The sequence below is a fragment of the Stutzerimonas stutzeri genome (assembly GCF_002890895.1).
Lineage (GTDB): Bacteria > Pseudomonadota > Gammaproteobacteria > Pseudomonadales > Pseudomonadaceae > Stutzerimonas > Stutzerimonas stutzeri_AB.
The window spans coordinates 431,997-453,591 of record NZ_POUL01000003.1; the positions used below are offsets into that span (position 1 = coordinate 431,997).

The 21,595-nt window shown below is 59.9% G+C and carries 21 protein-coding genes and 1 tRNA gene; 9 read left to right on the plus strand and 13 right to left on the minus strand.

The genetic code is table 11. The features are described from left to right. Nucleotides 1-85: 85 nt before the first annotated feature. Both CXK96_RS07705 and CXK96_RS07710 read left to right on the plus strand, forming a co-directional pair. On the plus strand, nt 86-385 hold the full coding sequence (locus tag CXK96_RS07705; RefSeq protein ID WP_102835882.1) for a GIY-YIG nuclease family protein: 300 nt from the start codon (nt 86-88) through the stop codon (nt 383-385). 66 nt (nt 386-451) lie between these two features. Continuing rightward, nucleotides 452-1,390, plus strand: coding sequence for a glutathione S-transferase family protein (locus CXK96_RS07710; protein WP_102835883.1), 939 nt, complete (start codon nt 452-454; stop codon nt 1,388-1,390). 48 nt (nt 1,391-1,438) lie between these two features. On the opposite strand, the gene CXK96_RS07715 is transcribed toward CXK96_RS07710, so the two are convergent. Together CXK96_RS07715 and yejK are read right to left on the minus strand one after the other, a co-directional pair. Beyond that, nucleotides 1,439-2,236 carry an undecaprenyl-diphosphate phosphatase gene (locus tag CXK96_RS07715; RefSeq protein WP_102835884.1) on the minus strand — a complete coding sequence of 266 codons (798 nt, stop codon included), beginning with the start codon at nt 2,234-2,236 and terminating at the stop codon, nt 1,439-1,441. Between the two features lie 182 nt (nt 2,237-2,418). Beyond that, nucleotides 2,419-3,426 carry a nucleoid-associated protein YejK gene (gene yejK / locus CXK96_RS07720; RefSeq protein WP_102835885.1) on the minus strand — a complete coding sequence of 336 codons (1,008 nt, stop codon included), beginning with the start codon at nt 3,424-3,426 and terminating at the stop codon, nt 2,419-2,421. A gap of 148 nt (nt 3,427-3,574) precedes the next feature. Here yejK and CXK96_RS07725 point away from each other — a divergent pair, with 148 nt between their 5' ends. Both CXK96_RS07725 and CXK96_RS07730 read left to right on the plus strand, forming a co-directional pair. Next, the gene (locus CXK96_RS07725; protein ID WP_102835886.1) at nt 3,575-4,786 is read left to right on the plus strand and encodes an MFS transporter; all 1,212 of its coding nucleotides are present in this window, start codon (nt 3,575-3,577) and stop codon (nt 4,784-4,786) included. Between the two features lie 270 nt (nt 4,787-5,056). Continuing rightward, entirely contained in the window at nt 5,057-5,248 is a 192-nt protein-coding gene (locus CXK96_RS07730; protein WP_045425197.1) for a hypothetical protein, read from the plus strand. A gap of 50 nt (nt 5,249-5,298) precedes the next feature. Here CXK96_RS07730 and rlmF read toward each other — a convergent pair whose 3' ends face one another. The 8 genes from rlmF to CXK96_RS07770 form a co-directional block, all read right to left on the minus strand. Further along, the gene (rlmF, locus tag CXK96_RS07735; protein WP_102835887.1) at nt 5,299-6,285 is read right to left on the minus strand and encodes a 23S rRNA (adenine(1618)-N(6))-methyltransferase RlmF; all 987 of its coding nucleotides are present in this window, start codon (nt 6,283-6,285) and stop codon (nt 5,299-5,301) included. Nucleotides 6,286-6,330: 45 nt separating this feature from the next. Then, nucleotides 6,331-7,500, minus strand: a complete 1,170-nt coding sequence (locus CXK96_RS07740; RefSeq protein WP_102835888.1) for a YbfB/YjiJ family MFS transporter — start codon at nt 7,498-7,500, stop codon at nt 6,331-6,333. Between the two features lie 173 nt (nt 7,501-7,673). Continuing rightward, on the minus strand, nt 7,674-7,970 hold the full coding sequence (locus CXK96_RS07745) for a winged helix-turn-helix domain-containing protein (protein WP_102835889.1): 297 nt from the start codon (nt 7,968-7,970) through the stop codon (nt 7,674-7,676). Between the two features lie 35 nt (nt 7,971-8,005). Further along, nucleotides 8,006-9,388, minus strand: a complete 1,383-nt coding sequence (nhaD, locus tag CXK96_RS07750) for a sodium:proton antiporter NhaD (RefSeq protein WP_102835890.1) — start codon at nt 9,386-9,388, stop codon at nt 8,006-8,008. A gap of 359 nt (nt 9,389-9,747) precedes the next feature. After that, the gene (locus CXK96_RS07755) at nt 9,748-12,582 is read right to left on the minus strand and encodes a valine--tRNA ligase (RefSeq protein ID WP_102835891.1); all 2,835 of its coding nucleotides are present in this window, start codon (nt 12,580-12,582) and stop codon (nt 9,748-9,750) included. A gap of 157 nt (nt 12,583-12,739) precedes the next feature. Next, nucleotides 12,740-13,099, minus strand: coding sequence for a DNA polymerase III subunit chi (locus CXK96_RS07760; protein ID WP_102835892.1), 360 nt, complete (start codon nt 13,097-13,099; stop codon nt 12,740-12,742). Nucleotides 13,100-13,224: 125 nt separating this feature from the next. Beyond that, entirely contained in the window at nt 13,225-13,644 is a 420-nt protein-coding gene (locus CXK96_RS07765) for a DNA polymerase III subunit chi (protein ID WP_102835893.1), read from the minus strand. A gap of 22 nt (nt 13,645-13,666) precedes the next feature. Continuing rightward, complete coding sequence (locus tag CXK96_RS07770; protein WP_102835894.1) at nt 13,667-15,160, minus strand: leucyl aminopeptidase; 1,494 nt, start codon at nt 15,158-15,160, stop codon at nt 13,667-13,669. 185 nt (nt 15,161-15,345) lie between these two features. Between CXK96_RS07770 and lptF the strand changes: the two genes are divergently transcribed. Both lptF and lptG read left to right on the plus strand, forming a co-directional pair. Continuing rightward, nucleotides 15,346-16,467 (plus strand): LPS export ABC transporter permease LptF, encoded by a 1,122-nt coding sequence (gene lptF / locus CXK96_RS07775; RefSeq protein WP_102835895.1) that lies wholly within the window; start codon nt 15,346-15,348, stop codon nt 16,465-16,467. Beyond that, on the plus strand, nt 16,460-17,521 hold the full coding sequence (lptG, locus tag CXK96_RS07780) for an LPS export ABC transporter permease LptG (protein ID WP_102835896.1): 1,062 nt from the start codon (nt 16,460-16,462) through the stop codon (nt 17,519-17,521). Before lptF ends, lptG begins: the two co-directional genes overlap by 8 nt. A 74-nt stretch (nt 17,522-17,595) precedes the next feature. On the opposite strand, the gene CXK96_RS07785 is transcribed toward lptG, so the two are convergent. From CXK96_RS07785 to CXK96_RS07795, 3 genes are all read right to left on the minus strand, one after another. After that, complete coding sequence (locus CXK96_RS07785) at nt 17,596-18,093, minus strand: RDD family protein (RefSeq protein ID WP_102835897.1); 498 nt, start codon at nt 18,091-18,093, stop codon at nt 17,596-17,598. 98 nt (nt 18,094-18,191) lie between these two features. Next, nucleotides 18,192-18,404 carry a cold-shock protein gene (locus tag CXK96_RS07790; protein ID WP_003284681.1) on the minus strand — a complete coding sequence of 71 codons (213 nt, stop codon included), beginning with the start codon at nt 18,402-18,404 and terminating at the stop codon, nt 18,192-18,194. Between the two features lie 437 nt (nt 18,405-18,841). Next, nucleotides 18,842-18,928: transfer RNA gene (locus CXK96_RS07795), tRNA-Leu, on the minus strand. A gap of 114 nt (nt 18,929-19,042) precedes the next feature. On the opposite strand from CXK96_RS07795, the gene queA reads away from it, so the two are divergent. The 3 genes from queA to yajC are packed head-to-tail and all read left to right on the plus strand — an operon-like array spanning nt 19,043 to nt 21,593. After that, on the plus strand, nt 19,043-20,092 hold the full coding sequence (queA, locus tag CXK96_RS07800; protein ID WP_102835997.1) for a tRNA preQ1(34) S-adenosylmethionine ribosyltransferase-isomerase QueA: 1,050 nt from the start codon (nt 19,043-19,045) through the stop codon (nt 20,090-20,092). 14 nt (nt 20,093-20,106) lie between these two features. Further along, nucleotides 20,107-21,222, plus strand: coding sequence for a tRNA guanosine(34) transglycosylase Tgt (tgt, locus tag CXK96_RS07805; protein ID WP_180981507.1), 1,116 nt, complete (start codon nt 20,107-20,109; stop codon nt 21,220-21,222). Nucleotides 21,223-21,263: 41 nt separating this feature from the next. Beyond that, the gene (gene yajC / locus CXK96_RS07810; protein WP_021209500.1) at nt 21,264-21,593 is read left to right on the plus strand and encodes a preprotein translocase subunit YajC; all 330 of its coding nucleotides are present in this window, start codon (nt 21,264-21,266) and stop codon (nt 21,591-21,593) included. Nucleotides 21,594-21,595: the final 2 nt, after the last annotated feature.

The following is a 21,595-nucleotide window of genomic DNA, read 5'->3' on the forward strand; positions in this document are numbered from 1 at the left end:
TTGCGGATGTTCGTTTCGCTAGAGCGGCCTTGTCCTGACGGGTTTTGCGCAGGAGAATCCAACCGTCTTTTCAAGAGCCTGCTGCATGAGCACCGCTGCTATCAAACCCTGGTTCGTCTATCTGGTACGCGCCGCCAACGGCTCGCTCTATTGCGGGATAAGTGACGACGCACGGCGCCGCTTCGCGGCTCATCAGGGTGGGCGAGGAGCGCGGTTCTTTCACTCCAGCCCCGCGGTGGCGCTGGTCTATGTCGAAAGGCTTGGCAGCAAGGGCGATGCACTTCGGCGTGAGCGCGCCATCAAACAAATGAAGAAACCCGCCAAAGAGGCACTGGTCTCTGCTCAGTCCGGTAGCGATCCGGTGAATGTCCAGGCAATCAGCTGAACGGGTAGGCTGCCTCCGTTGGCGCGAGTAAGCTGCCGGTTTACCTAACGACTGGCGGAGCCTGCAATGCACGAAGTGATCCTGCACCACTATCCAACCTCGCCCTTTGCCGAAAAAGCGCGACTGATGCTGGGTTTCAAGCAGCTTTCCTGGCGCTCGGTGCAAATTCCTCCGGTGATGCCAAAACCGGATCTGACCGCGCTGACAGGTGGCTATCGGCGGACGCCGGTGCTGCAGATTGGCGCGGACATCTATTGCGACACCGCATTGATTGCACGTCGTCTGGAGGCCGAGAAAGCTACACCTGCGCTGTTTCCGGAAGGACAGGAGTTCGTCGCGGCTACGCTGGCGCAGTGGGCTGACTCGGTGCTGTTTCTGCATGCCGTCAGCCTGGTGTTTCAGCCCGAGTCGATGGCGATGCGTTTCGCTCAAGTGCCCAAGGCGTTCATCGAGGTGTTCAGCAAGGACCGCGCTGCGTTGTTCAGCAGCGGCTCGGCGGCTCGGGTTCCACTGGAGCAGGCGAAGAGCCATTGGCCGGTCCTGATGGCGCGCCTGCAACAGCAACTGGCGCGTGGTAACGGAGAGTTTCTGCTTGGCAGCGCACCCTGCGTGGCTGATTTCTCCGTCGCCCATTGCCTCTGGTTCCTCAAGGGCACACCGGTGACGGCGCCGCTGATTGACGCCTATCCGGACGTAGCAGAGTGGTTGGGTAAGGTGCTGGCGGTGGGGCACGGCTCGCTGTCCGAGCTGTCAGCCGAAGACGCCGTCGCTATCGCCCGCGAGGCAACGCCGGCCGATCTCCCGGATGAGCCATTCTCTGAACCCAACGGGTTCGAAGCAGGCCAGGCCGTGACCATCTCCGCAGTGGACTACGGCACCGATCCTGTCGAGGGTGAGCTGGTCTTCGCTGGCGTGGAAGAGTTGATTCTGCGACGTGAGGATGAGCGTGCTGGCGTCGTGCATGTGCATTTCCCGCGTATGGGTTATCGCATCGACGCGCGTTGATGTATCGGGCCCGCGCACATGCGTTGCGCGGGCCTCCATCGACGCTAGTCAGAGGGCGATGAACAGCAGTGTCACGCCCAGCAGCAGGCGATAGATCACGAAAGGCAGCATGCCCAGCGCGTCGAGCGCCTTGAGGAACAGCTTGATGCAAAGGAAAGCGGCTATGAACGACAGTGCTGCCCCGATGAAAATGTCATTCCACGGCGCAGCTTCACCTGACTGAGCCAGTTCGACCGCTTTCAGGCCGCCTGCGGCGAGAATCAGCGGTATCGACAGCAGAAAGGAGAAGCGTGCAGCAGTCTGCCGGGTGAAGCCGAGCAACAGGGCCGCAGTCATGGTGATACCCGAGCGCGATGTACCGGGAATCAGCGCCAGCGCCTGGGCAAAGCCGATGATCAGTGCGCTCTTCCAGGTCAGCTGGTCCATTTCGGCGACACGTCGGCCCTTGACGTCGGCGTACCACAGCAGCAGGCCAAAGATGATGGTCGTTGCCGCAATGAACAGCATCGAACGGGTGTACTGCTCGATATAGTCTTCCAGCAGCAAGCCGATGATTCCGGCTGGCAGGGTGCCAATGATGATCGCCCAACCCAGACGGCTTTCGGCACTGACCTGCCGACGGAATACATGCGCCAGCCAGCCGCGGGTGGTCGCGATCACTTCGTGACGGAAGCAGATCAATACTGCGAGCAATGTGCCGACGTGCACCGCAACGTCGAATGCCTGGCCCTGGTCGGGCCATCCAAGCACTTGCGAAGGAAGGATCAGGTGGGCGGAAGAGGAAATCGGGAGAAATTCGGTAATGCCCTGCACCAGGGACAGAATAATCAGGTGAAGCCAATCCATTGTGATTCCTTAGCCGTTACGGATAGAGCGGGGGGTTGCGGCAGCGATAAGCAGCCATCTGACTGGCAGATGGCCGTTTCATTCCAGCGGGAAGGCAGATTTTCGTAGCGAGAGTGCCTTGCGCGGGCTTGGCCCAGAGCTTCAGCAGTCTCCGACCTGAACAGGCGTCGCTGCCCGGCGCCTTATCCCTTGCGGCGCTTGAGTTGATCGGTCAGCTGCGTCGGCAGGTTGCGGATGATCAACATGTCGCGGGCTTCGTCGTACTCGACTTTCGAGCCCAGCAGGTGTGATTCGAAGCTGATCGACAGCCCCTCGGCACGCCCGGTGAACCGCTGAAACTGGTTCAGGGTGCGCTTGTCAGCGGGAATCTCCGGCGAAAGGCCATAGTCCTTGTTGCGGATGTGGTCGTAGAAGGCGCGCGGCCGCTCCTCGTCGATGACTCCGGACAATTCTTCCAGTGACATAGGTTCGCCGATCTTGGCCTGACTGCTGGCGTAACCCACCAGTGCGCTGGTTTTCTCACGTGCCTTTTCGTCGGGCAGGTCTTCGCTCTCGACGTAATCGCTGAAGGCCTTGAGAAGCGTGCGCGTTTCGCCCGGGCCGTCGACGCCTTCCTGGCAACCGATGAAGTCGCGGAAGTACTCGGACACCTTCTTGCCGTTCTTGCCCTTGATGAAGGAGATGTACTGCCTGGACTGCTTGTTGTTCTTCCACTCGGAGATGTTGATGCGTGTCGCCAGATGCAGTTGCCCCAGGTCGAGGTGTCTGGCTTCGGCCACATCCAGTGCGTCGGTCACGGTCACGCCATTGCTGTGATGCAGCAGGGCGATGGCCAGGTAATCGGTCATACCTTGCTGGTAGTGAGCGAACAGCACGTGGCCGCCGGTTGACAGGTTGGACTCCTCCATCAGCTTCTGCAGATGCTCGACCGCCTGGCGGCTGAACGCGGTGAAGTCCTGATTGCCTTCCATGTACTGCGCGAGCCAGCCGCTGAAGGGGTAGGCACCGGATTCCTCATGGAAGAAGCCCCAGGCCTTGCCCTGCTTGGCGTTGTAGCTCTCGTTGAGATCGGCCAGCAGGTTCTCGATGGCCTGAGAATCGCCCAGCTCCGAGTCGCGGGCATGGAGAACGGCAGGCGTGCCGTCCGGCTTTTTTTCGATCAGGTGAACGATGCAGTGGCGAATCGGCATGGGGTACTCGCGTCGGGAAAGGCAGACAGGCGGCAGTTTACCCGAGCAAACCCGCCACTCGTCGTTCACTGAGTAAAAAGGGGAGGTGGATGACGGGGTGGTTGCGAGTAAGATGAATCCCCCTCGATTTTTGCAAAGTGTGTCAGCGATGAATGCGATTTGGCGCAACAGTACCTGGATCCTGCTGGGCGGCTCCTTGATCCTTGCTCTTTCCTTGGGGATCCGGCATGGGTTCGGCCTTTTTCTGCCACCGATGAGCGCCGAATTCGGCTGGGGGCGTGAAACCTTTGCGTTTGCCATTGCCTTGCAGAATCTGATCTGGGGCCTGGCGCAGCCGGTCACCGGCGCGCTGGCGGACCGTTTTGGTGTGGCACGTGCAGTGCTGCTCGGTGGTGTGCTCTACGCGGTCGGCCTGTTGCTGATGGCGGGCGCGGATTCGCCGGTTTCGTTGTCACTCAGCGCTGGCCTGCTGATCGGACTGGGGCTTTCCGGAACCTCCTTTTCCGTGATCCTTGGTGCAGTCGGGCGCGCGGTGCCGGTCGAAAAACGCAGCATGGCGATGGGTATTGCCAGCGCAGCGGGTTCGTTCGGGCAGTTTGCCATGCTGCCTGGCACGCTTGGTCTGATTGGCTGGTTGGGCTGGTCGTCGGCCTTGCTGGCGCTGGGCTTGCTGGTGGCGCTGATCATGCCGCTGGCGCTGATGCTGCGCAGCGGACCAGCAGCGCCGGTGACCGGCCCGCAGCAAACGCTGATGGAGGCGCTGCGTGAAGCGGTCAGCCATTCCGGCTTCCGGCTGCTGGCGCTGGGTTTCTTTGTCTGCGGGTTTCAGGTGGTGTTCATCGGTATTCACTTGCCGGCCTATCTGGTCGACAAGCAGCTGCCTGCGATGGCCGGCACGACCGTTCTGGCACTGGTTGGACTGTTTAACATTATCGGCACCTACACGGCGGGCTGGCTGGGCGGTTGTTATTCGAAGCCGAAATTGCTGACGGCGCTTTATCTGGCTCGGGCCGTGGTAATCAGCGCGTTTTTCTTTGCACCGCTGACGCTGTGGACCGCCTATGCCTTCGGCATCGCCATGGGGCTGTTGTGGCTCTCTACCGTGCCCTTGACCAACGGCACGGTCGCTACGCTGTTTGGCGTGCGCAATTTGTCGATGTTGGGCGGCATCGTGTTTCTGTTCCACCAGATCGGTTCGTTCTTCGGTGGCTGGCTGGGCGGCTGGGTCTATGACACGACTGGCAGTTACGACCTGGTCTGGCAGATTTCCATCGCGCTGAGCCTGATGGCTGCAGCACTCAACTGGCCGATTCGTGAGCAGCCGGTCGAGCGTGTGCGCTTGGCGGCAGGTATGGCCTGATGCGCCGCGGCTGGTTATGGGCATGCGGCGCCATGTTGGCGTCGCTGCTTTTGGTCGCGGCCTGGTGGGGCTGGCAGCAGGGTGGCCTGGCACTGTTGCAACTGGGTGTAGGGATCTGTTGATCAATCGTTCGGGTAGTTTTTGCTTCTGTTAGGGAATCAATTGCGCAACGGATGGCTCCAACAGGCGAGACGAAGGAAGGTTGTCGTTGAATCGTAACTTAAGGCCTGTAAAAAGCTGCGGCATGCAGTTATCTGGAGCTACCGAACCATGTCCACTCTTACCGAACTCGCCCAACAGATTGCCCAGCTCTATCCGCTGCAGGACAAACGCGTCGGCAAGCGCTATCGCGTCGTCGGCGAACTCGCCGGGATGACCGAGCTGGAAGAAATCAACGGGGAGCCGAGGTATATCCAGACGCTGGCCCTGAAAGATCGCCAGCGCTGGGATATTGCCGTCTGAAGTAAGTTGCTCAGCTGATCATTCGGAAAGCGATCAGCCCTACTTGCGACTCACCAGTGATCACTCCGCCACTTCGCGCGCTGTTCATTATCGAGGTAGGTCCAGGCCACGAAGCGGCTGCGCTTTTGCCCCTGGGACATTTCGCATACGCGTACTTGTTGGGCGCCAAGCTTCTTGAGCCGAGCCTGTAGAGCCTGCACGTTGCTCGCTTTCGAAACCAGCGTGCTGAACCAGCAGACTTGTTGGCTCACGCCACGACTTTCTTCCGCCAGCAGCGCGATAAATGCTGCCTCTCCACCTTCACACCAGAGTTCCGCTGCCTGACCGCCGAAGTTAAGCGCGGGCAGTTTGCGCTTGGGGTCGAGCTTGCCAAGGTTGCGCCACTTTCGCTGGCTGCCACTGCTGGCTTCTGCTTGCGAGGCATGGAAGGGTGGATTGCAGAGTGTGACGTCGAAGCGATCGTCGGCCTGCAGCAGAATCTCAAATACGTGGCGAGGGTGCTGCTGCGCGCGCAGTTCAATGCTCTTGCCGAGCTTGTTCGCGGTGACGATGGTACGGGCCGAAGCCAGCGCCGTTGCGTCGATATCGGACCCGGTAAAACGCCAGCCGTATTCGCGCAGACCGATCAACGGGTAAATGCAGTTGGCGCCGGTGCCGATGTCCAGTGCGTGAATGCTTGCGCCGCGCGGAATCTCACCAGCGTTTTCGTCAGCCAGCAAGTCGGCCAGACCGTGCAGATAGTCGGCCCGGCCTGGTATCGGCGGGCACAGGTAACCCGGCGGTATATCCCAGTGCACGATTCCGTAGAACTGTTTGAGCAGTGCGCGATTGAAGACGCGGACTGCCTCCGGATCGGCAAAATTGATGCTTTGCTTGCCGTAGGGATTGAGAATGACGAACCTCGCCAACTCGGGGCTGCCCGCTATCAGCGCCGGAAAGTCATAGCGCCCGGTATGGCGGTTACGAGGGTGCAGCACGGCCTTCTCGACCGCTGGCTTGGCCTTGCGCGGTGGCGGTGTGGCGGGTCTGGATGTCATGGTCGGCTGCCGCTGGCTGTAAAAGTTCGTATTGTCCCACAGCTTTCAGGCCCGACGTGGCACCAGCAGCATCCATACCAGCCCCCATAGCAGCGCGCCGGCACCGAGCCAGAAGGCGCTGTGCAGGGAACCGCCCATGCTTAGCCAGACGCCAGTAAGCCAGGGGCCGGCCAGTTGCGTCAGGCTGTAGAGTGCAATCAGCGCTGCTGACAGTCGCGGTCCCTGGTGCGGATGAAGGGCGCGTGCCAGGCGCTGGGTCAGCAACACGGTGCCAAGAAAGGTGCCGCCGACCAGGACGGCACATATCAGGATCCCCGGTGCGCCGGGCAGCAACAGCGCAGCCAGCACACCGACCAGTTGCGTGACATAGCTGAAGCGCAGTGCCAGCGTATCGCCGAGCAGAGCGCCGAGGCGGTTCCAGAGCCAGGGTGAGGGCAGGGTAGCCAGTGCGACCACCAACCAGCTGCTCTCCACCAGCATGTCTCCCGGTTCGACCTGCAACCGCGCAACCATCGGCAAGAAGGTCATCGGCAGGATATAACCCATGCCGGCGCCTGCATACGAGAGAAACAGCGGTGTACTGGCGCGGTCCAGCAGGCGCGCGCTCCGGGGCGTTGTGGTAGTGCTTTGGGGTTCTTCGGGAGGCAGGTCGAGGCTCGCCAGTTTGCGCCAGCCCCACCACGAAAGCGGGATAGACAGGATTGCCGCAGGCCACCAACGATCAGCACCCTCGAGCACGCCGTTGCTTAAGCTGACCATCAGACTGGATACGATCAGCCCAACGCACGCGCCAAGATAGACCAGGCCACTGGATGAGACGCGGCGATGACGCGCCAGCCACTCCAGCAGCAGCGAGGGAGCCTGCACAAAAACCAGCCCATTGCTGATGCCATTGAGCAGGCGCAGCGCTGAAAGCACCTCTACCGATTCGGCCTGGGTTTGCGCCAATGTGGTTCCGACATGCAGCACCAATGCCCAAGGCAAGCTCTGGCGAATCTGACCAACCTGGTGCCAGCGCAGAGCGAGCAGCGCGCCAATCAGGTAGCCCAGGTAATTCCAGCTGGCGACGCTCGCGCCCTGTTGCACGGTGAGCACGCCATCCTCTACCAGCCACGGCAGAAGCGGCGTGTAGACGAATCGCCCGAGGCCATGGACAACCAGTAGCAGGGCGGCACCCGCGAGCAGTGCCGGGAACAGGGAGGGGCGTTGAGACATTGACGACGAACCATGCGGGCGAAGAGACCGAACAGCTTAACGGCGCGCCTGGCAAAGGACCACGCTACTGATGGTTGAGAGGAACATTGCGAGTACGCGGATAAAGGCTACCCATCCCGCACCCCATTCTGGGACGGCCGAGCGGCGCCAGAGTGGATGTTTACCGCTCGCGGTTACGGATAGTCGAGAACGGATCTGATCTGCGCCAGGTTGCGCTCGATCCATTGCGGGTCGATCGCGCCCCAGTCGTGGATTCGGTACTGACCGGCGTTATGTCGCTCGCCGTCGTCCTGCGTAAAACTGCAGTCGATGTCCAGGTCGGCGAGGGCTGCCAACGTATCCTGCGCCGTTCTGCGCGGCATTCCGGTTGCTTCAACCAGGGCGGGCACGCTCGTGGCGGCACCGCTGTCAATCAGCCAGGCGACATACAAACGGCGATAAAAACTGCTTTTGGTTTTGCTGACTGTCATCACAGCTCCATAACAGTGGGGCCCGCCTGAGTGGTTCAACGCAGGGCGAGCATGCCTATATAGGTCACGGCGCCGGCTGTATAGCCGAGGAAAGCCAGCAGGCTGACGCGCTTGACGTACCAAGTGAAGCTGATCTTTTCCATGCCCATGGCCGCAACGCCTGCGGCCGAACCAATGATCAGCGTGCTGCCACCCGTCCCGGCGCAATAGGCGAGCATCTCCCAGAAGTTGCCGTCGACGACGAACTGCGACAGCCAAGCGGCTTCAGCGGCTGGTGCGGCATCAAGGGTTTCCGGACTTACCAGCGGGTACATTTTCATCGAGCCGGCAACCAATGGCACGTTGTCCACCACCGCCGACAGCAAGCCGATGCTGTAGTTGATCGGATAGATGTGCCCGAGCGAATCGCGCAGCGCCGTCGCGACCTGGGTCAAATGACCGGCTGTAGCAAGCGCCGCAACGGCCAGCAAGATGCCAAGGAAGAACAGCACGCTCGGGGTATCGACCTTGCGCAGGACGCCCACGACCGAAAGCGGGTGCTTGTGATCGTCTTCTTTGTGACGGTGCAGAAACTCGGTAGTGACCCAGAGCACGCCGAGCCCGAACAGGATGCCCATATAAGGGGGCAGGTGGGTAACGGTCTTGAAGACCGGCACGAACACCAGCGCGCCGATACCGAGCGTTAATACCAGGTTGCGTTCGAACACCGTGGTCGTTGGCGGGTTACTTTCGGCCAGATGCGCTCTGGCACCTGGACGGGGCACTTCGCCTCGCATGCTGAAGCTGAGGATCAACAGCGGAACAAGCAGGCAGACCAGGCTCGGGATAAACAATCCGACGATCACGCCCGAGGCGGTGATCTGGTTACCAATCCAGAGCATGGTGGTGGTGACGTCGCCAATCGGCGACCAGGCGCCGCCCGCGTTGGCGGCGATCACCACGACGCCGACGAACAGCCAGCGTTCGGGACGGCCGCGGATCAGTTTGCGCAGCAGCGATACCATGACGATGGTAGTGGTCAGGTTGTCCAGCGCGGCGGACAGGAAGAAGGTCAGGAAGCCGATGATCCACAACAGGTGCACGCGCTTGCGCGTCTGGATCCGGTCAGTGATGACCTTGAAACCTTCGTGGGAATCGATGAGTTCGACGATGGTCATGGCGCCGAGCAGGAAGAACAGAATCTCCGAGATTTCGCCCAGATGATGTCTCAGCGATTCGACTACAAAGGCTGAAGGTTCGCCTGGGTTATGCGCGGCAGATGGCAACAGTGGCACGATGGTTTCCGCACCGAGTATCAATGCAGTCCAGCACAGCACGGCTGTGAGGATTGCGGCGGCGGCCTTGTCAATTTTCAGCGGATGCTCGAAGGCTATGCATAGATAGCCCAGAACAAACAGAACAGCCATGAGTACATACATCGGAGGGGCTCCATTTTTTATAAACCGTGCCGGGCCATTTCGGGTTGTTGTTCAGGCTCGGGGCTGACAGGCTTAAAAAATGGGCGACTGGCGGTGCGAGAGAATTAAGTAACCGCGGTACGGAAGGTTTTACCTGCGTCGTGAACGGCTGCGCGTAGGGCAAACCGCCTCGGGTTTGCTTCGCTGCTGACTTACTTCATGTCGTGGAGCTTTCCGCGTGGGTTCAGGCCTGTCAGTTGCAATTCGTTATTGTCGGATGCGGCATAGTGTACCAGCGGCGCTGAAAGCGACTTGTCATCAATCAAGCGCAGTTATCTAAGCAAAAAGGCCAGCACATCAAGTGCTGGCCTTTCGCTTGTTTACAGGCTGGCGATGCGCTCACGCTGCTCGAGCAGTCTGGCTTTGGCTTGCTCAGCCTCCGCCAGTTTGGCGCGCTCCTTGTCGATGACTTCGGCGGGCGCCTTGTCGACAAAGCCGGCGTTGCCGAGCTTACCGCCCACGCGCTTTACTTCGCCGTCCAGTCGACCTATCTCCTTGTCGAGTCGGGCAAGTTCGGCGTCCTTGTCGATCAGGCCTGCCATAGGCACCAGCACCTGCATGTCGCCGACCAGCGCCGTGGCCGACAGCGGCGGTTCTTCGCCTTGATTGAGGACGCGAACGCTTTCCAGCTTGGCCAGTTTTTTCAGTAGCGGCTCGTTATCGGCGAGGCGACGCTGGTCGGATTCGCTGGCGTCACCCAGCACGACGTCGATGCGCTTGGCCATGGAGATGTTCATCTCGCCACGGATCTGGCGGATACCCAGCATGAAGGCTTTGACCCACTCGATATCACCTTCGGCGGCTTCGTCGATGCGCTCCGGGTTGAATTCAGGCCAGGATTGCAGCATCAGTGTCGGCCCGGATTTGCCCGCCAGCGGTGCGACGCGCTGCCAGATCTCTTCGGTGATGAACGGCATGAATGGATGCGCCAGGCGCAGCGCCGTTTCCAGTACCCGAACCAGCGTGCGACGCGTGCCGCGCTGGCGTTCGACGCTGGCCGTTTCGTCCCACAGCACCGGTTTGACCAGTTCCAGATACCAGGCGCAATACTCGTCCCAGATGAACTCATACAGGGCCTGAGCGGCCAGGTCGAAGCGGAAGGCCTCGAGCTGACGGGTGACTTCGGCTTCGGTGCGCTGCAGCGAGGAGATGATCCAGCGATCCACCGACGACAGCTCAACGGGTTCGTCATTGATCCCTGTGTCCTTGCCCTCGGTGTTCTCGAAGACGAAGTTGGCGGCGTTCCAGATCTTGTTGCAGAAGTTGCGATAACCCTCGACGCGACCCATGTCGAACTTCACGTCGCGACCGGTAGAGGCCAGCGAGCAGAAGGTGAAACGCAGGGCGTCGGTGCCGTAGCTGGCAATGCCTTCAGGAAACTCGGTGCGGGTCTGCTTGGCGATCTTCTCGGCTAGCTTGGGCTGCATCATGCCGCTGGTACGTTTCTGCAGCAGCTCGTCAAGGGTAATGCCGTCGACGATATCCAGCGGATCAAGGACGTTGCCCTTGGACTTGGACATCTTCTGGCCCTGGCCATCACGAACGAGCCCGTGCACGTACACGGTCTTGAACGGAATCTGCCCGGTCAGATGGGTCGACAGCATGATCATCCGGGCTACCCAGAAGAAGATGATGTCGAACCCGGTTACCAATACGTCGGTAGGATGGAAGGTCTTGAGGAAATCGGTCTGCTCGGGCCAGCCGAGAGTGGAGAAAGTCCACAGTCCGGAGCTGAACCAGGTATCCAGCACGTCCTCGTCCTGACGCAGTTCAACGTTGTTGCACAGGTTGTACTTGCTGCGTACCTCTACTTCGTCGCGGCCGACGTAGACGTTGCCCGTTTCGTCATACCAGGCCGGAATACGGTGGCCCCACCAGAGCTGACGGCTGATGCACCAGTCCTGGATGTCGCGCATCCAACTGAAATACATGTTTTCGTACTGCTTGGGCACGAACTGGATGTCGCCACTTTCAACGGCGGCGATGGCCTTCTCGGCCAGCGGCTTTGTGGAAACGTACCACTGATCGGTCAGCCACGGCTCGATGATGGTGCCGGAGCGATCGCCGCGCGGTACTTTCAGTCCGTGGTCGTCGATCTTCTCCAGCAGGCTCATGGCGTCGAATTCCGCGACAATGGCTTTGCGTGCATCGAAACGGTCCATGTGCGCATAGCCGTCCGGCAGGCTACCGTCGATCTTGTCGTTCACCGAGCCGTCGATGTTGAACACCTGGGCGCGGGCCAGGATGCAGGCGTTCTGGTCGAAGATGTTGATCAGGGGCAGGTGGTGGCGCTTGCCGACCTCATAGTCGTTGAAGTCATGAGCCGGGGTGATTTTTACGCAGCCGGTGCCAAATTCGAGGTCGACGTAGTCGTCGGCAATGATTGGGATCAGGCGGTTCACAAGCGGCAACATGATGTGGCGGCCGATGAGGTTCTTGTAGCGCTCGTCCTCGGGGTGCACCGCGACCGCGGCGTCGCCCAGCATGGTTTCCGGCCGGGTGGTCGCTACGACCAGGTAATCCTCGCCATCGGCTGTCTTGCAACCATCTGCCAACGGATAGCGCAGGTGCCAGAGGTGACCTTTCTCATCATGATTTTCGACTTCAAGATCGGAAATCGCGGTGTGCAGCTTGGTATCCCAGTTGACCAGGCGCTTGCCGCGGTAGATCAGGCCGTCCTCGTGCAGCCTCACGAAGGCTTCTTTGACAGCCTCGGAAAGCCCCTCGTCCATGGTGAAGCGCTCACGCGACCAGTCCACCGAGGAGCCCAGGCGGCGAATTTGCCGGGTGATGTGACCGCCGGACTCTTCTTTCCACTGCCACACCTTGTCGAGGAACTTCTCGCGCCCCAGGTCATGACGGCTGACGCCCTGAGCGCCGAGCTGACGCTCGACCACCATTTGGGTGGCAATGCCGGCGTGATCGGTGCCGGGCTGCCACAAGGTGTTGCGACCCTGCATCCGCCGGAAACGGATCAGTGCATCCATGATGGCGTTGTTGAAGCCATGGCCCATATGCAGGCTGCCGGTGACGTTCGGCGGCGGGATCATGATGGTGTAGGGCTCGCCTGAACCTTGGGGCGCGAAATAGTTGTTCGATTCCCAGGTCTGGTACCAGGAGGTTTCGATGGCGTGCGGCTGGTAGGTCTTGTCCATGCGGCGGGACCCTTAGAACGGCTGATCGGAAAAGCGGGCAAGTATAAAGGCAAAGTGGCTGATCGGCAGGCTTGCGATGCCGCTTTTGTCCAGCTGGCACAGCTAAGCGCGCGTGGATGGCTGTTCCGGCGGAGCGTGTGCCTTGGTTGTCAGCGAGTCAGGAGCGATGAGACTTGATCAGCTGCTCGGCGCGTGCCTCCAGGCGAACCCGCAGTTCGGCTTCGATCTGCGGCACGAAATCATCGATGACCTCCTGCAGGATCAGTTGCGCGGCATTTCGCAGCTCGTGGTCGAGATGACGCTCGGCGAGCGTTCGGAAGGCTGTACGCACGGCAGGCTCGCGTGGCTCGACCTCCGGCTCGGCTGCTGGTGCGTGTTCGACGATGTCTGAAAGCAGCGGAATGCTGTCCGGATCCAGTGTGTCGCTAAGCAGTGGCGCGTCTTGGTCGCCTAGTAGCGCGCGAATGGATTCCAGATCATCTAGAAGGTGGGCTTTAGGGGGGCGCGATTGCGTCATGTACGGGGCATCCGGAATTGAGCGTCCAGGCGTGTTAAGGCGATCCTGATCGGGCATTGGCCCAGAAGCTATTGATGTCCATCGGTGGCAGGCTTGGCGACTCCTTCGCTTGCAGCCATCGTGCGTTACAGTTCGACTCTCTTTGGATCATAGCCACGCTGCCGATAGAGGCGAAAGTTGTCCCGGCAGACGGTCAGTAGCTCAGGCTGCTGATTGACGATCTCGATCACCCGGCTGAACTGGTCGGTATGCGACGATAGCGTCGGTGAAAGGTTGATCAGCAAGCCCTGTACCGAGGCGGGTGGCTGCTCTGTACCAATCACCACAGGGGCAAGTGGATCGACCCCATGCAGTTCATGCGGGATGAAACGTTCTGCACGAAAGGTCCACAGAAGCTCGTCGAGTTCATTGCACTGCTGGTCGTCCTGGCACCGAATGAACACCGACAGGCCGTGCTGCCAGCCTTTGCTTGCCAACTGGCAGGCCGCTCTCGCGCGGCCCGCCTGCTCGCTGTCAGGCAATACGTAGAACTCGATCCGAGTCATGCCAGGTTTACGCTCGTTTCGTTCATGCCTGCTCGGCTCGGTCCAGCAGGTACTGGGTCAGCAGTGGAACCGGACGTCCCGTTGCGCCTTTTTCCTTGCCGCCACTGATCCAGGCAGTACCGGCGACGTCCAGGTGCGCCCAGGGGTAGGCCTTGGTGAAGCGCGAAAGGAAGCAGGCCGCGGTGATGGTGCCGGCCTTGGGCCCGCCGATATTGGCGATGTCGGCGAAGGGGCTGTCGAGCTGCTCCTGATACTCGTCGAACAATGGCAGTTGCCAGGCGCGATCGTCGGCTTTCTGGCCGGCGCCCAATACCTGCTGCAGCAGTTCGTCGTTGTTGCCAAGCAGGCCAGACGTGTTGCTGCCCAGCGCTACGATGCAAGCGCCGGTCAGGGTGGCGACGTCGATGACTGCGCGGGGCTTGAAACGCTCGGCGTAGGTCAGGGTGTCGCAGAGCACCAAACGGCCTTCGGCGTCGGTGTTGAGAATCTCAACAGTCTGGCCGCTCATGGTGGTGACAATGTCGCCGGGGCGGGTGGCGTTGCCGCTCGGCATGTTTTCCGCGCAGGCGAGTAGACCGACAAGATTGATCGGCAACTCAAGCTCCAATGCAGCACGGAAGGTGCCGAGCACACTGGCGGCACCGCACATGTCGTACTTCATTTCGTCCATGCCCTGGCCGGGCTTGAGGCTGATGCCTCCGGTATCGAAGGTGATGCCTTTGCCGACCAGTGCGTAGGGTTGCTCGCCTTTCTTCCCACCGTTGTACTGCATGACGACGATACAGCCGGGTTGCTCGCTGCCCTGGGAAACGGCGAGGAACGAGCCAGCGCCAAGTTCACGCAGCTTTTTCTCATCCAGGATTTCGACTTTCAGACCTTTGAAGGTCTTGCCAAGCTGCTTGGCCTGATCGGCCACGTAGCTCGGATGGCAGATATTTGGCGGCAGGTTGCCAAGGTCGCGGGCGAAGCTCATGCCGGCGGCAATCGCGGCGGCGTGACGAGCAGCCTGCTCGACGCGTTCCTGGTCAGCTTTGTCAGTTAATAGGGTGATCTTGCCGAGCTTGGGTTCGTCGTTCTTCTTGCTCTTGAACTGGTCAAACACGTACTGACCATCGGCCAATACCTCGACCAGCATGCGAGCACGTGCATAGGTATCACGGTCCTTGACCTGCACATCCTGCAGGGCAAAGGTCGCATCGCTTCCGGCAAGGCCTTTGAGTACGCCGAGGGCGGCTGCGGCGATCTTTCGCCACTGGCGCCCGTCGCGCTCGTCGTCCTTGCCGGTGCCAACCAGTAGAACGCGATCGGCCTTGAGGTCTGGCAGGCTGTGCAGCAACAGCGTCTGCCCCGCTTTGCCTTTCAGGTCGCCGCGCTTGAGCACTGCACTGATCGCGCCGCCGGTGGCCTGGTCGACGGTTTGGGCTGTTGCACCGAGCAGACCCTCTTCGCCAACGGGCAGAACCAGGGTGGCTGTTTTTGCGGCAGCGGCTTTGGTGTTCTTTACAACGAATTCCATGGCGTCGAGTCCCCAAGACAAAGAGTCGGGTTTGCAGGATAATGCCGGGCTTGTTTTCCGGTGGTTCGTCTACCGGGGCGTTGGAAAATGCTGAGTGACTCCAACGCTCTGTTACGTGCGGGCCGGCTGCTTGGTGGCTAGTTTGAGCGTAGCCGCCGGAGTCTGACAACCCTGGAGTGTCCGGTTTGATCGTCTTTCGTTACCTGTCCCGTGAGCTTCTGGTCACCCTGAGCGCGGTAAGTGCCGTGCTGCTGGTCATCATCATGAGCGGGCGTTTCATCAAATACCTGGCGCAGGCTGCACAGGGGTTGCTCGATCCCGGTGTCCTGCTGATGATCATGGGGTTCCGCCTGCCGGGGTTCCTGCAGCTGATTCTGCCGCTGGGCCTGTTTCTCGGCATTCTGCTGGCCTATGGGCGGCTCTATCTCGACAGCGAAATGACCGTGCTCTCGGCTACTGGTATGAGTCAGCGCCGTCTGCTGACCTACAGTTTGGCGCCGGCTGCGCTGGTCGCCGGACTGGTCGGTTGGCTGAGTCTAGGGCTGGCGCCGCAGGGTGTGGCTGAGGTTGATCGCATCCTCAATGAGCAGGACTCGCTGACTGAGTTCGACACGCTGGTGCCGGGCCGCTTTCAGACCCTGCGCGATGGCACTCGCGTGACCTATACCCGCGAACTGACTGCTGATCGCACCGAGTTGGCCGGCGTGTTCATCTCCGAAACCAATCTGTCCAGCGCGACCGGCGAAAAGCGTGGGCTCTCCGTTCTGGTTGCCGAAAGCGGGCGTCAAGAAATCCAGCCTGACGGAAGCCGCTATCTGATTCTGGAAAACGGCTATCGCTATGACGGCAACCCGGGGCAGGCCAATTATCGGGCGATCCAGTACGACACTTATGGCGTGCTGTTGCCCCGGCCGGAGGTCAGCGTCGAGCTGAGCGAGCGCGAATCAATGCCGACGCTCGATCTGCTTGGGAGTGACGACATTCGTCTGCAGTCCGAGCTGCAGTGGCGTCTGTCGCTGCCACTGTTGGTGTTCATCGTCACGTTGCTGGCGGTCCCGCTTTCGAAGGTGAATCCGCGGCAGGGGCGCTTCTTGAAACTGCTACCCGCAATCCTTCTGTATATGGCCTACCTCGCGCTGCTCATCGCTGCCCGGGGCTCCCTGGACAAGGGTCGAATCCCCCCGGCGCTGGGGCTCTGGTGGGTGCACGGAATCTTCTTCGCAATAGGGATGCTGATGCTTTATTGGGAACCGCTGAGGCTTGCCATCAGCAAGCGCCGCAGCCTGTCGAGGGCCGCTCATGCGTAAGCTTGATCGCTACATCGGCAGCCACGTTCTGCTGGCGATTCTGACGGTACTCGGCATTATTGTCGGCCTCGCATTGCTGTTCGCCTTTATCGACGAACTGGGCGATGTGAAGGGTAGCTACGGCACGTTGAACGCCGCCGTTTACGTACTGCTCACCACGCCGTCACGGATCTACGAGATGTTGCCGATGGCGGCCTTGATCGGCTGCCTTATCGGGCTTGGCACGCTGGCGAGCAGTAGCGAGCTGACCATTATGCGGGCTGCCGGCGTGTCTCTAGGGCGCATCGTGCTGGCTGTGATGAAGCCGATGCTGTTACTGCTGCTGATCGGTGTGCTGATAGGTGAATATGTATCGCCCTGGAGCGAAAACATCGCACAGGCCACTCGCTCTTCGGCGCAGGGCGCTGGCGAAGCGCAGAGCAGCAAGCGCGGGCTCTGGCATCGTCAGGGTGACGAATTTGTGCATATCAATGCGGTGCAGCCCAGTGGTCTGCTGCTCGGAGTTACCCGCTACCGTTTTGACGAACAGCGTCAGTTGCTATCCGCAAGCTTTGCCCGCCGCGCGCGCTACGAGGATGAGCAGTGGTTGCTCAGCGATGTCGCTACGACGCATTTTCGAGGTGATCACACTGAGGTGACAAAAGTCGCCGAGGAACGTTGGGATGTTCAGCTGACACCTCAGCTGGTCGGTACTGTCGTGATGGAGCCGGATGCGTTGTCGATCACCGGATTGTGGCGCTATATCCATTATCTGGGTGAGCAGGGGCTGAGCAACGGTCGCTACTGGCTGGCATTCTGGAGCAAGGTATTGCAGCCAGCGGTGACAGTAGCGCTGGTGTTGCTGGCCATCTCGTTCATCTTTGGACCGTTGCGCTCCGTAACGCTCGGTCAACGCATCTTCACCGGTGTAATTGTTGGTTTCGTGTTCCGAATTTTGCAGGACCTGTTGGGTCCGGCAAGCCAGGTGTTCGGCTTCTCGCCGCTGCTGGCAGTGGCGGTGCCGGCGACTATCTGCGCGCTGGCGGGTGTCTGGCTATTGCGGCGGGCGGGGTGATTGCATTCCTGCAGGCTCAGAACCTGAGCCTGCAGGGCTTGATCAGTCGAGCGAGAATGACTCGCCGCCTGGCGCTATTTCTTATGGATGTTCTTTGGTAGCTGCACGACCTGACTCTCCGAGTAGATGTCATGCCAGGTTCTGCGCTTCTTGTCGATCAGCATCCACCAGTAGCCCAGCCCCAGGGCAAGCCAGGACATGATCGCAATCAGGAAGCGCAGCAGGGCCTGCCACAGGTCGATGGCGCTGCCATCGGCGTTCTGAATGCGTACGCCCCAGACCTGCATTCCGAGTGTCTGACCGTTGTGTGTCCAGAACTTGGCAAAGAAGGCGAACAGGGTGAACAACAGTAGAGTCGAGAGGATCGGGTCTATATCGAGTCCGCCGGCTTCCGCCACTGCTTTAAGGCCTTCGTTGCCATAAAAAAAACGCAAGAGCACCTGCTGGTAGAACAGCGTAACCACCATCATCAGTGCGATCGACAGGAAGGCATCATAGAAGATGGCGGCGAGTCGACGAACCAGGCCGGCGGCAGGAAACGGGCCTTGCGGGCTGAGTGGATGGTTGCGCATGCATATTGTCTCGCTAGGAAAGGCAGTCGCGCATTCTACGGAAACGCGCGCATAAAAAAGCCCCTGATGTTGCCATCAGGGGCTTTTCGGAGCGGGGCTTATTCCTGGATTTGAACCTGGTCAGCCTGCATGCCCTTTTGACCTTGTACAGCTACAAAGCTGACTTTCTGGCCTTCTTTCAGGCTCTTGAAGCCATTGCCTTCGATCGCGCGGAAGTGCACGAACAGATCCGGACCGCTCTCGGGAGTGATGAAACCAAAACCTTTTTCGTCGTTAAACCACTTGACGGTACCGTTCTGACGATTCGACATAGCTTTGTATCCTTGAAACTCAATAGTGGAAGCGCCTCTGCAAATGCAGAAAGCGGAAACTGGTTGCAAGGAGTAAAGAGTCGAACGGATGTAGCGGATCTTGAGATCTACTGCACCAGGCCACGATTCAACAGCGACCCATGCAAACACAGTGGGCACACTCTACGATAACTCGCTGGGCGATGCCAAGCCCTTGGAGCCATAGATTATGCCCACCGCAAGCGGTGCTTACAGTGCTATTTTAGTGCTGCAGAAATTCGACTTATCGCAGTTTGGTTCAGTCGGTGCTGTATGACGCGCCGCCAGTACGAAACTTTTTTCCATGAAGCGTAAGGCTTGCTCCAGCAGGGCGCTGTTGGCCTTTCATAGGTCGGTGAAGCCGCTTCTCGCTGCGGATCCCCCATCAGAAGCGATAGCTGCTTCTGGTCACTGAAGTATGGTGCCTCGAGAGAGACTCGAACTCTCACGTTGTTACCAACGGCGGATTTTGAATCCGCTGCGTCTACCGATTCCGCCATCGAGGCTCAGTGGCGGCGCAGTATAGGGATGCATTGCGGAGCGGTCAATCGTCTGGCGTGGTCAGAATGAGGTGTTTCCGCTAAGCTTTGCGCCCCTGCTGCTCCGTGCTGATCTTTTCAATGCAAGTCTCCGCTTTTTCCTTCGATCTCCCTGATTCGCTGATCGCTCGACATCCATTGGCCGAGCGTCGTGCCAGTCGTTTGCTGACGCTCGACGGTTCGACCGGTACGCTTGGCCACCACAGTTTCGTTGAGTTGCTCGATTACGTGCGCGCCGGCGACCTGATGGTTTTCAATAACACGCGGGTGATTCCGGCTCGTCTGTTCGGCCAAAAAGCGTCTGGCGGCAAAGTCGAAGTGCTGATCGAGCGCGTGCTCGATGGTCGCCGGGTGCTGGCGCATATCCGGTCCAGCAAGTCGCCTAAGCCAGGGGGTGGCATTCACATCGATGGCGGCGGCGAGGCGCTGATGCTGGCGCGCCATGACGCGCTGTTCGAATTGGAGTTCGATCAAGAGGTATTGCCGTTGCTGGAGCGCGTCGGTCATATGCCATTACCGCCTTATATCGACCGACCAGACGAAGCCGCAGACCGTGAACGCTATCAGACGGTCTATGCCCAGCGGGCGGGCGCAGTTGCTGCACCGACGGCCGGATTGCATTTTGATGCCGAGTTGCTGGCTGCCCTTCGTGATAAAGGCGTTGAGAGTGCGTTTGTCACGCTGCACGTAGGCGCAGGCACCTTTCAGCCGGTGCGTGTCGAACGCATCGAAGAGCACCATATGCACCGTGAATGGCTCGAAGTTGATCAGGCTGTTGTCGATGCGGTGGCAGCTTGCCGTGCCCGAGGCGGCCGCGTGGTGGCTGTGGGTACTACCAGTGTGCGTTCGCTGGAGAGTGCGGCGCGCGACGGTGTGCTGAAACCTTTCAGTGGCGATACCGATATTTTTCTATATCCGGGCAAGCCATTTCACGTGGTCGACGCGCTCGTCACCAACTTTCATCTGCCTGAATCAACTCTGCTGATGCTGGTGTCGGCATTTGCGGGCTATCCCGAAACCATGGCTGCGTATGCCGAGGCCATCGCCAAGGGTTATCGTTTCTTCAGTTACGGCGACGCCATGTTCATCACACGCAATCCGGCCCCGCGCGGCCCCGAGGATTCCCAATGAGTCGTACCTGTCACATGTCCTTCGAGCTGCTGGCGACCGAGGGGCGAGCGCGCCGCGGCCGTCTGACCTTTCCGCGTGGCACGGTAGAAACCCCTGCATTCATGCCGGTGGGTACGTACGGCACGGTGAAAGGCATGCTGCCGCGCGATGTTGAAGGGATCGGCGCGCAGATCATCCTTGGCAACACATTCCATCTGTGGCTGCGACCCGGTACCGAGGTGATCAAGGCGCACGGAGATCTTCACGATTTCATGCAGTGGCAGGGGCCGATCCTGACGGACTCCGGTGGCTTTCAGGTGTTCAGCTTGGGGGCGATGCGCAAGATCAAGGAGGAGGGCGTGTATTTCGCCTCGCCAGTCGACGGCGCCAAGGTTTTCATGGGCCCGGAAGAGTCGATGCAGGTTCAGCGTGATCTTGGTTCCGACATCGTAATGATCTTCGATGAGTGCACGCCCTATCCGGCGGACGAGGACGTCGCGCGGCGTTCTATGGAGTTGTCGCTGCGGTGGGCGAAGCGCTCCAAGGATGCCCATGGCGATAGTCCGGCGGCACTGTTCGGCATCGTACAGGGCGGCATGCACGAGTCCCTGCGCATGCGCTCACTGGAAGGCTTGTGCGAGATCGGCTTTGACGGTCTGGCGATCGGCGGGCTTTCCGTCGGGGAGCCGAAAGAAGAGATGATTCGTGTGCTTGATTTTCTGCCACCGCAGATGCCGGCCGACAAGCCTCGCTACTTGATGGGCGTTGGCAAGCCGGAGGACCTCGTCGAAGGTGTGCGTCGTGGGGTGGATATGTTCGATTGCGTGATGCCGACCCGAAATGCGCGAAATGGGCACTTGTTTACCGATGTCGGGGTGGTCAAGATCCGCAACGCCTCTCACCGCTACGATGATTCGCCGCTGGATCCAGGCTGTGATTGTTACACCTGCAAACACTTCTCTCGAGCCTACCTGCATCATCTGGATAAATGTGGCGAAATGTTGGGGAGCATGCTGAATACGATCCACAACTTGCGGCACTATCAGCGCCTGATGGCTGGTTTACGCGAAGCTATTCAACAGGGTACATTGGCGGCCTTTGTCGACGCCTTCTATGCCAAGCGCGGCCTGCCAACGCCGCCGCTTGCGTGACGAATCCATAACTTAACTGATCTCTGCAACAGGAGTGCTACATGAGCTTTCTGATTCCCGCCGCCTACGCTCAAGAGGCTGCCGCTGGTCCCGCTGGTAGTGGCTTCGAGTGGCTGTTCCTGGTCGGTTTTCTGGTCATCTTCTACTTGATGATCTGGCGCCCACAGGCCAAGCGTGCGAAAGAGCACAAGAACCTGATCGGCGGCTTGCAGAAGGGTGACGAAGTGGTGACTTCCGGTGGTATCGCTGGCAAGGTCACCAAAGTTTCTGATGACTTCGTTGTGATCGAAGTCTCCGACTCGGTGGAGCTGAAGTTCCAGAAGGTGGCGATCGCCGCAACGCTGCCCAAGGGCACGCTGAAGGCCATCTGAGC

Excerpts from the sequence above, each read along its gene's own strand:
- CXK96_RS07705 (WP_102835882.1), top strand. The coding sequence starts at position 86 with ATGAGCACCGCTGCTATCAAACCCTGGTTCGTCTATCTGGTACGCGCC.
- CXK96_RS07710 (WP_102835883.1), top strand. The coding sequence starts at position 452 with ATGCACGAAGTGATCCTGCACCACTATCCAACCTCGCCCTTTGCCGAA.
- CXK96_RS07715 (WP_102835884.1), bottom strand. The coding sequence starts at position 2,236 with ATGGATTGGCTTCACCTGATTATTCTGTCCCTGGTGCAGGGCATTACC.
- yejK (WP_102835885.1), bottom strand. The coding sequence starts at position 3,426 with ATGCCGATTCGCCACTGCATCGTTCACCTGATCGAAAAAAAGCCGGAC.
- CXK96_RS07725 (WP_102835886.1), top strand. The coding sequence starts at position 3,575 with ATGAATGCGATTTGGCGCAACAGTACCTGGATCCTGCTGGGCGGCTCC.
- CXK96_RS07730 (WP_045425197.1), top strand. The coding sequence starts at position 5,057 with ATGTCCACTCTTACCGAACTCGCCCAACAGATTGCCCAGCTCTATCCG.
- rlmF (WP_102835887.1), bottom strand. The coding sequence starts at position 6,285 with ATGACATCCAGACCCGCCACACCGCCACCGCGCAAGGCCAAGCCAGCG.
- CXK96_RS07740 (WP_102835888.1), bottom strand. The coding sequence starts at position 7,500 with ATGTCTCAACGCCCCTCCCTGTTCCCGGCACTGCTCGCGGGTGCCGCC.
- CXK96_RS07745 (WP_102835889.1), bottom strand. The coding sequence starts at position 7,970 with ATGACAGTCAGCAAAACCAAAAGCAGTTTTTATCGCCGTTTGTATGTC.
- nhaD (WP_102835890.1), bottom strand. The coding sequence starts at position 9,388 with ATGTATGTACTCATGGCTGTTCTGTTTGTTCTGGGCTATCTATGCATA.
- CXK96_RS07755 (WP_102835891.1), bottom strand. The coding sequence starts at position 12,582 with ATGGACAAGACCTACCAGCCGCACGCCATCGAAACCTCCTGGTACCAG.
- CXK96_RS07760 (WP_102835892.1), bottom strand. The coding sequence starts at position 13,099 with ATGACGCAATCGCGCCCCCCTAAAGCCCACCTTCTAGATGATCTGGAA.
- CXK96_RS07765 (WP_102835893.1), bottom strand. The coding sequence starts at position 13,644 with ATGACTCGGATCGAGTTCTACGTATTGCCTGACAGCGAGCAGGCGGGC.
- CXK96_RS07770 (WP_102835894.1), bottom strand. The coding sequence starts at position 15,160 with ATGGAATTCGTTGTAAAGAACACCAAAGCCGCTGCCGCAAAAACAGCC.
- lptG (WP_102835896.1), top strand. The coding sequence starts at position 16,460 with ATGCGTAAGCTTGATCGCTACATCGGCAGCCACGTTCTGCTGGCGATT.
- CXK96_RS07785 (WP_102835897.1), bottom strand. The coding sequence starts at position 18,093 with ATGCGCAACCATCCACTCAGCCCGCAAGGCCCGTTTCCTGCCGCCGGC.
- CXK96_RS07790 (WP_003284681.1), bottom strand. The coding sequence starts at position 18,404 with ATGTCGAATCGTCAGAACGGTACCGTCAAGTGGTTTAACGACGAAAAA.
- queA (WP_102835997.1), top strand. The coding sequence starts at position 19,043 with ATGCAAGTCTCCGCTTTTTCCTTCGATCTCCCTGATTCGCTGATCGCT.
- tgt (WP_180981507.1), top strand. The coding sequence starts at position 20,107 with ATGTCCTTCGAGCTGCTGGCGACCGAGGGGCGAGCGCGCCGCGGCCGT.
- yajC (WP_021209500.1), top strand. The coding sequence starts at position 21,264 with ATGAGCTTTCTGATTCCCGCCGCCTACGCTCAAGAGGCTGCCGCTGGT.